Below are 12,734 nucleotides of genomic sequence, written 5' to 3'. Positions count from 1 at the left end.
TTTCAGCACATTGGCAATAATTTTATACGATATAAAATTACATAAATAGTTAAGTGCTTAATAGTATATCCCTTAAAAGCTATAAATACAACGAGAAGTTTGTTAATTCTTTTAAAACTAAATATGAATACGTAGAATTATTTAGTTAGAGAAAAAACAAAAAACCTTGCCAATAACCGGCAAGGTTTTTTGTTTTTTCTCGTATGTATAATTTATTATCCGATTTTCATAAGTGCGTCCATTAAATAATCTAACTGCACATTTGAAGAGTAGATATCAATATCATAGAAAAGCGTGAAATCGATGGGAATAATATGTCCTGCTTCAACAGCAGGGATTGAGTTCCAAACAGGGTTGGTTTCTAAATCGCCCAACTCACCGCTAAAAATGATATAATCACCAGCATAATCACCTACGACTTCCATAGATAACTCGCGATACTGGTCTGCAGCAATAATTTCGTCTTCAATAACTTTAGGAGCAGATAAGCCTAGATGACTATATACTAAGTCGCCACCGCGTCCCCATTTATCACCAAATACCCAGATACTTCCGTTGCTGCTGCTCTCAAAGATACTAAATGTTTTAGAGAGAATACCTTTTTCTTCAAGCTGTTTTTTTGAGCTGGTAATTTTTTCATTAAAATCGGCCAGCAATTTTTTTGCTTCGTCTTCTTTATTCAGAATTTCTCCTAAAAAGGCAATTCTTTCGTCCATAGAAAGTTCAGTAAAAGGAACAAAAACAGTGGGTGCAATTTTGGATGCTTCGTCATATTCTTTATCACTAATGACTAGAATTAAGTCAGGCTCATAAGACATGATTTCCTCTGACTCAAACTCATTCCAAACGGGGAGGCTTGCTACTTTTTCTGCATAAGCAGAGCCGGCTGCGTCGTAGGTGGCTACCGGGGTAATGCCAAGAGCAATCACATCTCCCATGCCATAGGTAGCGATAACTCGCTGAGGATTGGCGGGAACTTCTACATCACCTTTTATGGTGCTAATGGTTCTGGTTTCGCTGCTGTCGGGTGCTTCAGAAGCAATTTCGGAAGCTTGACTGCTGACAGAAGAACTAGGGGTGGATTCAGAATTGTTTGTGTTAGCTGCCGGTGCACAAGCAGAAAGCATCAGAACAAGCGACATAGCAGATGCCAAAACAGCTTTGTTTTTTAATAATTTAAACATGGGGAAGGCTCCTTCTTCTTTGGGTTTGCTCAAACTAACTGAACTTTGTTCATTATAAAGAAAAGGAGTCTTTGTTGCAATTGCATTATCTCTCATGCCTAACTGTGATTTCTCTCGAAATACACCGGGGGCCATGCCTACGTTTTTGACAAACAATCGATAAAAGTTTGATTCGTCGGGAAAACCACAATAAGCTGAAATTTCGTGAAGCTTAGCATTGCTATTTTGCAAAAAATCTTTCGCCGCATTCAAACGCGCGGTGATGAGATATTCTTGTGGGCTTTTATGATTTTTTTGCTTGAAAGTGCGATGAAAATGACTGTAGCTGATGTCTAATAAGCGGCACATTTCTTGAATAGAAATAGGTTCACGATAATGTTTGTCCAGATAATCTTGAGCAATTGCGATGATATCGGGTTCGAAAACTTGTATATGGCCTTTATGAATTTCCTCATAAACTTGATAGACAAGCTGATAAAATGCAGATTTACTGTAAAATAGGTTCAATGAATCCGATAATTTCCAATGCTCATATATTTTTTGTAATTCATAGGCAAAGAAAAGTGGGTTTTGAGGTGTGAAACCAAATTGTTGACAGAAAGGATTCGTGAATTTTAAAAGGGTCTCAAATTCGCGTTTATGGAAAGTAGGTTCGCCTGCTCTGTAAAAAATAATATAGTATTCTAGCCAATCCTTTGTGGGTTCAATTGAAAGGTGGCTTCCTTTTCCGCTATGAAATACACCATAATGCTGCATATGATAAGGGGTATTCCCTAATGTTATCTTGGCATCTTTTCCTGATGTATAGATAAAGGCGCTGGTAGGCATACGATAATTGGTTAATGCATTATGAGGGGAGATTAAATCGTGGCGGATATCAAAAAGAGAAATAGAGGCCATATTCCAAAGTCTGATGTTGTCATTTAGGGTATTCTCCTCCCATATAAAGCTTTTTTCACGATCAGGGTTCATCTGTTTTACCTCTTTAGTGTTAAATCGTAGTTAGATGATTCTAACTATAAAATCATAGCATAATCGCTTGAGGTTGTACAGAAAGAATTTGCAGATACAGAAATTGGCTTTTGACAGTTAGGCGGCTATCTTGGTTTGCTAAAAAACATAGAGTGATAAAATCAGGACAGTATCTGTTTTAATTCTTAGTTGTTAGCGTGTAATCACATCAGCAAAATAATAAGGAAAAAGACCTTTAAGATTTTCTAAATTAGCTTCAACTTGATAACCAATTTTTCCGGCACTGAACAAAATGGTTTCAAAATTTTCTGCTGTACAGTCAATAACAGTTTGGAATTGTTTTTTCATGCCGATTGGTGAACAGCCGCCATGAATATAACCGGTTAAAGGGAGGAGTTCCTTGGCTTTTATCATTTCAATGGACTTTTCTTTTACAGAAGAGGCGGCTTTTTTTAAATCTAGCTCAGAGGCCACCGGTACCATAAAAACATAATATTTGCGTGAAGGTGCCCGTGTAACAAGTGTCTTAAAAACTTGTTCGGGGTTTTGGTTTAAGATGTTGGCTACTTCAATTCCACTGATAGCATCTGTATCAGCATAACTGTGTGGTTGGTAAGGAATCTTGTTTTTTTCGAGCAATCTCATGACATTGGTTTTATATTCCATTGTGTATATCCTTTGTTTATATAAAAAATTGTGATCGATATTTTGATTATATAGCGATATAAATTGCGAGTCAAGAACAGGTCCTTTATTTCAGATTTGATTTGCATTGGCAACATGAACATGATAGAATTATTTTAAAGAACTTAGGATGTTTAAGAGGAGTGAACGGATGTGTCTAGAAGTGAAATGGTAACAGTTACAGCATCGTGCATGATTTATCAAGAGAACAAAATCTTGTTGCAAGACAGAGTAAAACCAAGTTGGCGCGGTCTTACCTTCCCCGGTGGGCATATTGAAAAAGAAGAGTCTTTTGTGGTAGGAATTAAGAGAGAAGTTTTTGAAGAAACCGGTCTGACCATACATAATCCTCGCATTTGTGGAATTAAACAATTTCAAATTGAGAACAATGAACGTTATATCGTTGTGCTATTTAAGACAAATGAATTTGAAGGTGAAATAGTGTCTTCTGATGAAGGCGAAATGATTTGGGTAGAGCGTGAAAAGCTTCATGAGTGTAAAGTAGCTACCAGTTTCTTTGAGATGTTAAAAATATGCGATGAAGAAAATCTAAACGAAATGATTTACGAGCCGCTAGATACGGCCAATCAGTTTGAATGGGTGCTAAGATAACGTAAATAATAAAAGAAAATCAAAAAACAGGAATCTAATTTTAGATTCCTGTTTTTGATTCCCTGAAAAAACAAAGGCTTGGGTTTTATGACAAAACACATTAAGACAACAAGCGCCACCAAAAATAAGTGAAAGATAAAACAAAATATATTTTTATTTTAAAATCTTTACAATTTTGACTTGACAATTGCATATTATATTAGTATATTAATAATTACTAATATAATTATTTAAATAAATGATTCTTAACTTTATTTATCGGAGGAGATAATATGTTTCTATTTAAAACAGCAGTGCCGGTTCTACCTAGCATTCAAGCCGCTCAAAAGTTAGCAGAAGATTCATCCATTGTTTTACTTGATGTGCGCACGAGAGAAGAGTATCGCGAAGCAAGACTTCCCAATAGCAAAAATTTACCGCTCAATCAAATTGATAATATCACATCACAAGTTGCCGACAAGAACAGCAAGATTTATGTCTATTGTCATAGTGGTGCCAGAAGTCAGCAGGCTTGCGAAAAGCTAATGAAGATAGGATACCGTAATGTGACAAACATTGGTGGTATTATACAGTGGAAGGGAAAGATAGAGAGGGGCTAATGCCATGAAAACAATTATTATTGGAGGCGTTGCAGGGGGAGCTTCTGCAGCAGCACGGCTTAGACGTTTAGATGAAGAAGCAGAAATCATTTTGTTGGAGCGAGGGAAATATATATCATATGCCAACTGTGGGTTGCCTTATTTTATTGGCGGGGAAATCACTGACAAAAAGGCTTTGACACTGCAAACACCCCAAAGTTTTAACGCACGATTCGCCGTAGACGTACGCATTGAGAATGAAGCTGTTTTAATCGATGCAGAAAAACAAGTTGTCACCATTCATAATCTAATGGATGACACGATTTATACAGAAAGCTATGACAATCTTATTCTTTCGCCCGGTGCTGAGCCGGTGTACCCAGCTTTTGCAAAAATTGAGGATGACAGAATATTCACCTTGCGTACTATTCCTGATACATTTCGCATTCATGACTATATTGAAGCTCATTCTCCCAAAACAGCGGTTATCATTGGCGGTGGATTCATTGGATTGGAAATGGCAGAGAATTTGACTAAGGCAGGTCTTTCCGTATCACTGGTAGAAGCCTCTGATCATATTTTAGCGCCGTTAGATTATGATATGGCAGCACACGTTCATCATTATTTACGAGAGAAAGGCCTTTCTCTCTATCTAAAGCAATCTGTTAAATCCCTTTCATCTCACCTAGGTAATTTAACCGTACATTTAAGCAACGACAGAGAGATTAAAACCGACCTTGTTTTGCTTGCCATTGGGGTAAGACCAGACACGCAGCTTGCTAAAACAGCATCACTTGCTATGAATGAGCGAGGTGCTATTTTAGTTGATGAATTTATGCAAACCTCTTCTCCTCATATCTATGCGGTGGGCGACGCGGTTGAGGTTCGCAATTTTGTCACCCAATTGCCATCTTATGTGCCGCTAGCAGGGCCGGCTAACAAACAAGGCAGAATTGCTGCTGATCACATTGCAGGCCTAACAAGCAAGTATAGCGGAACACAAGGTTCATCTGTTTTGAAATTGTTTGACTTAACCATTGCCACTACAGGACTAAATGAAAAACAGGCTGCTGAAAGCAATCTAGCATTTGATAAAGTTTGCCTTTATCCTTTCTCTCATGCAACCTATTATCCTGGTGCCTCTTCTTTAACCATGAAAGTAGTTTTCGAAAAAGAAACAGGTCGGATTTTAGGGGCGCAAACACTTGGCTTTGAGGGAGCAGAGAAGCGGATTGATGTGTTAGCAACGGCTATTCGTGCTGGCATGACAGCTTTTGATTTAACTGAATTAGAATTGTGCTATGCTCCGCCTTTTTCCTCTGCGAAAGATCCTGTCAATATGGCAGGATTTATGATAGAGAATATATTAAAGGGAAAAGTAGAACAGTTCCATTGGAATGACGCTGATAGTGTTGTTCATGATGAAAATGCATTGCTGCTAGATGTTCGTACCGAGGAAGAATATCAAATGGGGCATATTGAAGGTTCTCTGCATATACCTCTTCATCTTTTGCGAAATAGAATAGAAGAATTGGACTCATCAAAAACAATTTATGTGCATTGCCAAAGCGGATTACGTAGTTATGTTGCTTGCCGAATATTGTCACAAAAAGGCTTTCGCTGCTTCAACTTAGCCGGTGGTTATAGCTTTTATGATACTGTTACCAGTGATTTGCAATACTAATAGAATAAAAAGGCACCTTCTGTTTTACAGGAGGTGCTTTCTATTTGCCAGAATTATTATTATTTATTGGTATGACGAGGTTGCAATAGCGGTGTATAATCAGTAAAATACAAATAAAGAGTCAATATGATTTAAGTAGATTTAAGGTTTGTATAGTAAAATAATGATGAATAAATAGATATTTAAAATGATAAAACAGGAACGATAACTTGAGTTGAAAGGGTAAAGATACCAGATGAGGATATTATTAGCAGAAGATGAAAAGGAACTTTCCAATGCATTAGTGGCTATCTTGAAACACAACAATTATTCAGTAGATGCAGTCTATCATGGTGAAGATGCGTTGGATTACGGACTATCCTCTAACTATGACATTATCATATTGGATATTATGATGCCTAAACTGAATGGGTTGGAGGTTTTGCAAAAACTAAGAGAAAAAGGAATGCAAACACCAATTCTTATGCTTACAGCAAAATCTGAAATAGAAGACCGCATACAAGGGTTAGATTTGGGTGCAGATGATTATTTGAGCAAGCCGTTTGCTATGGGAGAGCTGTTAGCCAGAATTCGGGCGATGGGTAGGAGAAAATCTGAATTTGTCCCGAATATTATCTCAGTTGGAAATATTTCATTAAATAAAGAGAGTTATGAGCTTTCTAATGGAACAGAATCTATTAGATTGGGGAATAAAGAATATCAAATGTTAGAAATGCTCATGGTAAATCCAAAACATTTAATCTCAACCGAGCAATTCATGGAGCGCATTTGGGGATATGATGCTCAGGCAGAAATTAATGTGGTGTGGGTCTATATCTCTTATCTGCGCAAAAAGCTTGATTCTCTCGGGGCAAAAGCAAAGATAAAAGCGGTAAGAGGCGTTGGCTATCAATTAGAGCTTCATGAGGAGGAAGAGTTGTGATTAAAAAACTGCAAAAGAAATTTGTTAGAATCACGACGGCTTCGGTGTTCTTTATTCTGTTTTTGCTGATTAGCGCGATTAACATAATCAATATTTATCAAATGAATCATAGACTTGAAGATGTTCTTAGAATTTTATCTCAGCATGAAGGGGCGTTTCCTGAATTTGAAAAAGGAAAACCACCCAGGGAGAAGGGCGAATTTGGCTTTCAGTTGAATGAAGAAACTCCGTTTGAAACCCGATATTTCATCGTGAATCTTGATTCAGAAGGAAACACAAAAGAAATTGATACCAGTCATATACAAGCAGTTTCTTCTTCTGATGCCAAGGAATATGCAGAGAAAATATTTCAAAGTGGCAGAACGACTGGGTTCAAAAGCATTTACAAATATACCGTTGTCGAGCAAGATGACGGCTATATGCTCATTTTTATGGATAGCCGAAAAGACATTCAGTCTGCTACGGTATTCCTGCTAATTTCCAGTGTGGTGGCGATTGGGATTACACCATTTCTGTTTGTATTAATTGTGATATTTTCAAAAAGAGCAATTGCTCCTATTGCAAAAAGTTTAGAAAAGCAAAGGCAATTTATCACCGATGCAGGGCATGAAATTAAAACACCGCTCGCCATTATTTCTGCCAATGCCGATGTTTTAGAACTTACCAATGAAAAAAATGAATGGATTACAAGTATTAGAAATCAAATTGTTCGATTGGACAAACTGGTTCAGAACCTACTGATGCTTTCTAAAATGGATGAAGGCAGCGGAAAGCTCACTTTCACATCGTTTGACATCAGCGAATGTGTAGAAGAGACAGCACTTTCTTTTAAGGCAGTAGCTGAAATGCAAAATAAAACTTTTGTGACGGAAATACAAGAAAACTTGCAGATTGTGGGCGATGAAAGTAGTATTCAACAACTGGTTTCAACACTGGTTGATAATGCACTCAAATATTCTAACGATAAGGGAACTATCAAAATAAACCTCATGCGTCATAAAAAGGGAATTAAATTGGAAGTGTTTAACACAACAGATTTAGATCAAGAAGCGTTGTCGAAAGAAAACTTGGAGAAACTGTTTGACCGATTTTATCGCGCGGATTTTTCTCGTTCAAGAGATACAGGGGGCTATGGAATTGGGCTTTCTATAGCAAAATCAATTGTAGAAGCACATCATGGAAAGATAGAAGCAAGGCATGAAGAAAATGGTATTTGGTTTCAGGTCGTGATAGGGTAAGGTACCGTTAAAGTGAAGCAATAAAGAGAAACAGCATGGTTATTGATACCATGCTGTTTCTTTTTTAGGAAAGCTTTATGCGACCTATTTACTTATTTTTCAATTTAAAGTAAAAAACCTGATAATTTAAAGTTAATTTTAAGTTAGCCGTTTACAATGACCTTAGTAAAACAAAAAGAGGAGGAAATGCACGATGAGCCAATTTCAAGGAACGTTCAAAAGATATGAAAAAAAGTATTTATTAAGCGAAGCAAAGTATTGGCTGTTGCGAGAGCAATTAAAAGATAGACTTAAAGTGGATGATTATGGGCAAACAACAATCTGTAATATCTATTTTGATACACCGAATTTTCAGTTGATTCGCACATCAATGGAAAAACCGGTTTATAAAGAAAAACTAAGACTCCGCAGCTATGGCACACCGACACAAGGAGACACTGTGTTTGTAGAAGTAAAGAAGAAATTCAAAGGTGTTGTTTATAAAAGAAGAGAGAAGTTTGAACTGCTGCAAGCCGAAGAGTATCTCTATAAACGGAAACCCCTTCTGGATAAAACGCAAATTACAGGTGAAATTGATTGGTTTCTACGCTTTTACAGAGACTTGGTTCCTGCTATGTACATTTCTTACGAAAGAGTAGCCATGTATGGTCTTGAAGATTCTGAGGTACGCGTGACCTTTGACAGTAACATTCTTTGGAGAGAAGAAGAACTGTGGTTAGAATCAGGAGCATTTGGCAGCCCCTTATTGCCAGAAGGCAGCCGATTGATGGAAGTGAAAATTCCGGGGGCCATGCCGCTTTGGCTCTCACATATATTAGATGAACTGCAAATTTTCCCTATATCATTTTCTAAGTATGGAAATGGGTATCAACAAATGGCAGAACAAGAAAGAAATAAGAAATTAGGAGAAAGAAAATATGCTTAATTCAATTTTGACAGGAACGCTAACGATAGAAATCTTTTTATTTTGTATGGCTTGCTCCGTTATTTTGGGGGCAGTTGTAGCATGGGCACATAGCAAATGTAATGATAGCAGTAAAGGTTTTGTTTTAACAATAGCATTGCTGCCTGTCATTGTACAAATGGTTATTATGTTAGTGAATGGCAATTTGGGAACAGGCGTGGCGGTTATGGGAGCTTTCAGTTTGGTTCGTTTTCGCTCTATTCCGGGAAACGCCAAAGAAATTACCAGTATATTCATGGCCATGGCCATTGGTCTTGCAGCCGGCACTGGTTATTTAGCAGTGGCAGTGATATTCACGGTTCTGATTGTGGGGCTCAATTTCATCTACAATAAAACTAAATTCGGTGAACCAAAACGCATCGATAGAGATTTAAATATCACGATTCCTGAAAGCTTAGATTATATGGGCATATTTGATGATCTGTTTGCAAAGTATACGACAAAAGCAGAATTAATTATGGTCAAAACAGCCAACATGGGCAGTCTTTATAAATTGAATTATCGTATCGGATTAAAAGATTCAGCGCAAGCAAAAGAATTTATGGACGAGCTGCGCTGCCGTAATGGGAATCTTGAAATAACACTGGCAAAAGTAGCTTTTGGTACAGAAGAGCTATAGCAGAAAGGAAATAATCAGATGAAAAAAATAATTTGCTCTTTATTGGCTTGGACAATACTTATTATGTCTGTCACTGGGTGCAGTAATCAATCGGCTACAACTACAGTAGAAAGCGGTAATCAAAGTAGTAAGATAGATACAGAAACAGCAAGTACAACGATTTCAGAAACAGGAGTCTCCTCTGAGACAGAAAGCACGAGTGCAATAAGTGCTTTACTCACCACTCTCGGGGTTGAATCTGAAATAGTAGTAGATACAGAATTTACGGCAAGAGATTTAGAAATCGGTTATGAGGAAAGCACAGCGACATCCGTCGTTTTAGCAGATAATGCGACAACAGTGAGTGGCAATGGGGCGGCCGTTAGTGGGAATGTAGTGACCATCAGCAGTGAGGGTACTTATGTGATCAGCGGCACACTAAGCGATGGCCAGATTGTCATTGATGTGGCAGATACTGAAAAAGTACAACTGGTTTTAGATGGTGTTACCCTTCATGCAGAAACGTCTGCACCTCTCTATATCAAGAGTGCTGATAAAGTATTTATCACGCTAAAAGAAGGTTCAGTGAATACTTTTACTGACGGTACAGAATATGTACAAACAGATGACAACAACATAGACGGTGTAATATTCAGTAAAGCAGATGTCACCTTTAACGGAAAAGGAACGCTGAATATAACAGGCTCCTATAAGCACGGGATTGTATCGAAAGATGATATTGTGATTACCGGAGGGACCTATACTATTACAGCAGTTAAAGATGCGATTAATGGCAAAGATGCTGTCAAGATAAAAGATGGTATTCTAAACTTGAGTGCTGAAACAGGCAATGGTATCCAGTCAAAAAATGCCGATGATACGACCAAGGGATATGTCTATATTGCGGGTGGTACGATTACAATACCAAAATGTGAAGAGGGTCTTGAGGGTACAGCTGTTATCGTAGAAAATGGAACAATTGATATTAAGGCGGCAGATGATGGAATCAATGCGGCAAGAGGAAGCAATGATGATACAACAGAGCAAGCCATGGGTGTCGAAGGAATGAATCCTTTTGAGCAAGGTGAGAATCAGCAACCTGTTGGGAATCAGGAAGCCGGAACAATCTCTGATAGCAGCACTGTTATAGAAGAAGGGGACAATCCTCCGTGGGGGACGGGTGGCATAGACGAAAATGGTGGAGAAATGCCTGAACCGCCCTCGGGCGAAAGACCTAATTTTGAAGACGGTGATTTTGTTCCCGATGGAACGATGCCGGAGAACGACGGTGAAGAAAGACAAAATTTCGGTAATTTTGGAAACGGATTTGGCGGGGGAATGGATGAGGTTGATACCAACTGCTATATCTTAATTGCTGGTGGAAACACAACCGTTGATGCATCAGGTGATGGCATTGACAGCAATGGCAACTTGTATGTTACGGGAGGCACTTTATCTGTTAACGGTCCTACTAGTGGCGCTGACGGTGCTTTAGATTATAACGGCACAGCAGAAGTTACAGGAGGTAAAGTGCTTGTTGCAGGCAGTTCGGGTATGGCACAAGGTTTTTCAGATAGTTCAACGCAATATTCTTTATTATATAGTTTAAGTTCAGTTAGCACAGCCGGGACAGAGGTTATCTTAAAAGATTCAACCGGCGCAGTAGTGGTATCTTTTACACCGACCAAAGACTATCAGTCTGTGGTAATCAGCGCACCTGAGTTGACAAAAGATGCTGTTTATACATTAGTCAGCGGAGAGCAAACAAATGAAGTTACGCTTTCGTCTGTAGTAACAAGTAACGGGCAGCAAGGAATGGGTCGCCAGTCTGGGGCACAGCCAACAAGATAAAACAATCATTCTCTACAAGTAATAGACGCAGATAAACTGTGGATTAGACAACAAAGAAAAAACATGTCTTGACTATTGTTTAGCCAGGGCATGTTTTTTCTGTTTAGCCAGCATTAGACTAATGCTATTAAGGTGATGCTATGAATTGAAGCAATAGACATACCTATTTTGATATTTTGCTACCAAATTGAATCATTTTGATTAGCATCTATTGCATCCACAATTGTTGTTGCAGTTGTTGTTAGAGTTGCATCCACAGCCGCCGCAGTTGTTGCCGAAGCCGCCGCAAAGCAGTAAAATAAGGATAAGCCAATTATTACCAAACATATAAAGTGCCTCCTTTTCAGTGATATCATATTATATGTCAGAGAAGTAAATGTGTTAAAATCGTTTCAACGAGTTGAAACATTCAGAAATGGATTGTCGGCTTGAAAAGCCTTCCTGCCGCACGCGGCACCAGCCATTTCTAAGCAGTAGTGTTAAAATCGTTTTAACGAGTTGGAATATTCAAAATGGATTATCGGCTTGAAAAAATTTCTACCACGCAGGTAGTACGATTAATTTTTAAATAGTCGGATATGAATTTGGTTTTTCAATTCTAAAAAGGAAAAGCGGCACTTTTCAGTGCCGCCCCTGCATGCAGAACTTACAACTGACTTGCGTCTTATCTCAGAATTTTTTTTGATCAGCAGCCGCAATCGTTGCATCCACAGTTGTTGTTGCCACAGCCGTTATTGCATCCACAGCTATTACCGAAACCACCGCAGAACAGAAGAAGAACAAGAATTAAAAGCATGTTGTTGTTATTACACATAATGTATTGCCTCCTTTTTGAATTACACTCTATCTTATGGGAAAACAAAAAAAGTGTTCATCAAAATTAAAAAAAATCTAAAAAAAGTCTTGACAGCTAAATTTTGAGAAGATATAATAAAAGTCAAAGAAAGTCAAAGTCAAATTTAACTTTAAAAAGGAGGATTAATCAAATGAGGATGAGTGACATTTTGGCGCAATATATTAATGAGTTGTTAAATGAAGCAGATGGTATTGCTGAAATTCAGCGAAATGATTTAGCCAATCAGTTTGGTTGTGTGCCAAGTCAGATTAACTATGTTATCACGTCACGCTTTACACCAGAGCAAGGATATAGTGTGGAAAGCAGACGAGGTGGTGGCGGATACATTCGGATTTCAAGACGGCGTTTGTGCAAATCTGACTTTGTTATGCATATAATTAATTCAATAGGAGATCGCCTAGATGCTGGTACGGCTCGTGCTATGATAGATAATCTCTATCAAAATCAACTGGTTACAGCGGAAGAGGGCGGCCTTATCAAAGCAGCCATTAGTGACAGGGCACTTTCACCGCTACCGAAAGAGTGGCGTGATGAGGTGCGGGCGTCTATTTTTAAAACTACTCTGTTGGCGACGAAAGAATAGGGAGGTAA

General features: G+C 38.2%; 13 protein-coding genes. 9 read left to right on the top strand and 4 right to left on the bottom strand.

Annotated elements, in window-relative coordinates:
• Window positions 1-215: 215 nt before the first annotated feature.
• Both CS931_RS04270 and ybaK read right to left on the bottom strand, forming a co-directional pair.
• On the bottom strand, window positions 216-2,156 hold the full coding sequence (locus CS931_RS04270; RefSeq protein WP_099204495.1) for an AraC family transcriptional regulator: 1,941 nt from the start codon (window positions 2,154-2,156) through the stop codon (window positions 216-218).
• A 192-nt stretch (window positions 2,157-2,348) separates the two neighbouring features.
• Window positions 2,349-2,822 carry a Cys-tRNA(Pro) deacylase gene (gene ybaK, locus CS931_RS04265; RefSeq protein WP_099204494.1) on the bottom strand — a complete coding sequence of 158 codons (474 nt, stop codon included), beginning with the start codon at window positions 2,820-2,822 and terminating at the stop codon, window positions 2,349-2,351.
• A 171-nt stretch (window positions 2,823-2,993) separates the two neighbouring features.
• Here ybaK and CS931_RS04260 point away from each other — a divergent pair, with 171 nt between their 5' ends.
• From CS931_RS04260 to CS931_RS04225, 8 genes are all read left to right on the top strand, one after another.
• Window positions 2,994-3,452 (top strand): 8-oxo-dGTP diphosphatase, encoded by a 459-nt coding sequence (locus tag CS931_RS04260; protein WP_099204493.1) that lies wholly within the window; start codon window positions 2,994-2,996, stop codon window positions 3,450-3,452.
• A 272-nt stretch (window positions 3,453-3,724) separates the two neighbouring features.
• A complete protein-coding gene (locus CS931_RS04255) occupies window positions 3,725-4,051 on the top strand; it encodes a rhodanese-like domain-containing protein (protein WP_099204492.1) in 327 nt (108 codons plus the stop codon).
• 4 nt (window positions 4,052-4,055) lie between these two features.
• Window positions 4,056-5,714, top strand: coding sequence for an FAD-dependent oxidoreductase (locus CS931_RS04250; protein WP_099204491.1), 1,659 nt, complete (start codon window positions 4,056-4,058; stop codon window positions 5,712-5,714).
• A 235-nt stretch (window positions 5,715-5,949) separates the two neighbouring features.
• Window positions 5,950-6,636, top strand: coding sequence for a response regulator transcription factor (locus CS931_RS04245; protein WP_099204490.1), 687 nt, complete (start codon window positions 5,950-5,952; stop codon window positions 6,634-6,636).
• Entirely contained in the window at window positions 6,633-7,874 is a 1,242-nt protein-coding gene (locus tag CS931_RS04240) for a sensor histidine kinase (protein WP_099204489.1), read from the top strand. Before CS931_RS04245 ends, CS931_RS04240 begins: the two co-directional genes overlap by 4 nt.
• A 193-nt stretch (window positions 7,875-8,067) precedes the next feature.
• Window positions 8,068-8,799, top strand: coding sequence for a polyphosphate polymerase domain-containing protein (locus tag CS931_RS04235; RefSeq protein WP_099204488.1), 732 nt, complete (start codon window positions 8,068-8,070; stop codon window positions 8,797-8,799).
• Complete coding sequence (locus CS931_RS04230) at window positions 8,792-9,457, top strand: DUF4956 domain-containing protein (RefSeq protein ID WP_099204487.1); 666 nt, start codon at window positions 8,792-8,794, stop codon at window positions 9,455-9,457. Before CS931_RS04235 ends, CS931_RS04230 begins: the two co-directional genes overlap by 8 nt.
• Before the next feature lie 18 nt (window positions 9,458-9,475).
• On the top strand, window positions 9,476-11,287 hold the full coding sequence (locus tag CS931_RS04225) for a carbohydrate-binding domain-containing protein (RefSeq protein WP_099204486.1): 1,812 nt from the start codon (window positions 9,476-9,478) through the stop codon (window positions 11,285-11,287).
• Window positions 11,288-11,488: 201 nt separating this feature from the next.
• On the opposite strand, the gene CS931_RS13045 is transcribed toward CS931_RS04225, so the two are convergent.
• Window positions 11,489-11,614, bottom strand: coding sequence for a hypothetical protein (locus tag CS931_RS13045; protein WP_278277651.1), 126 nt, complete (start codon window positions 11,612-11,614; stop codon window positions 11,489-11,491).
• 358 nt (window positions 11,615-11,972) lie between these two features.
• Window positions 11,973-12,101, bottom strand: coding sequence for a hypothetical protein (locus CS931_RS13040; RefSeq protein WP_278277650.1), 129 nt, complete (start codon window positions 12,099-12,101; stop codon window positions 11,973-11,975).
• 172 nt (window positions 12,102-12,273) lie between these two features.
• On the opposite strand from CS931_RS13040, the gene CS931_RS04220 reads away from it, so the two are divergent.
• Complete coding sequence (locus CS931_RS04220; protein ID WP_099204485.1) at window positions 12,274-12,726, top strand: CtsR family transcriptional regulator; 453 nt, start codon at window positions 12,274-12,276, stop codon at window positions 12,724-12,726.
• Window positions 12,727-12,734: the final 8 nt, after the last annotated feature.

Source organism: Scatolibacter rhodanostii (assembly GCF_900197595.1).
Classification (GTDB): domain Bacteria; phylum Bacillota; class Clostridia; order Oscillospirales; family Acutalibacteraceae; genus Scatolibacter; species Scatolibacter rhodanostii.
This window is presented reverse-complemented; position numbering and strand designations above follow the sequence as displayed.

Excerpts from the sequence above, each read along its gene's own strand:
- CS931_RS04270 (WP_099204495.1), bottom strand. The coding sequence starts at position 2,156 with ATGAACCCTGATCGTGAAAAAAGCTTTATATGGGAGGAGAATACCCTA.
- ybaK (WP_099204494.1), bottom strand. The coding sequence starts at position 2,822 with ATGGAATATAAAACCAATGTCATGAGATTGCTCGAAAAAAACAAGATT.
- CS931_RS04255 (WP_099204492.1), top strand. The coding sequence starts at position 3,725 with ATGTTTCTATTTAAAACAGCAGTGCCGGTTCTACCTAGCATTCAAGCC.
- CS931_RS04250 (WP_099204491.1), top strand. The coding sequence starts at position 4,056 with ATGAAAACAATTATTATTGGAGGCGTTGCAGGGGGAGCTTCTGCAGCA.
- CS931_RS04245 (WP_099204490.1), top strand. The coding sequence starts at position 5,950 with ATGAGGATATTATTAGCAGAAGATGAAAAGGAACTTTCCAATGCATTA.
- CS931_RS04235 (WP_099204488.1), top strand. The coding sequence starts at position 8,068 with ATGAGCCAATTTCAAGGAACGTTCAAAAGATATGAAAAAAAGTATTTA.
- CS931_RS04230 (WP_099204487.1), top strand. The coding sequence starts at position 8,792 with ATGCTTAATTCAATTTTGACAGGAACGCTAACGATAGAAATCTTTTTA.
- CS931_RS04225 (WP_099204486.1), top strand. The coding sequence starts at position 9,476 with ATGAAAAAAATAATTTGCTCTTTATTGGCTTGGACAATACTTATTATG.
- CS931_RS13045 (WP_278277651.1), bottom strand. The coding sequence starts at position 11,614 with ATGTTTGGTAATAATTGGCTTATCCTTATTTTACTGCTTTGCGGCGGC.
- CS931_RS13040 (WP_278277650.1), bottom strand. The coding sequence starts at position 12,101 with ATGTGTAATAACAACAACATGCTTTTAATTCTTGTTCTTCTTCTGTTC.
- CS931_RS04220 (WP_099204485.1), top strand. The coding sequence starts at position 12,274 with ATGAGGATGAGTGACATTTTGGCGCAATATATTAATGAGTTGTTAAAT.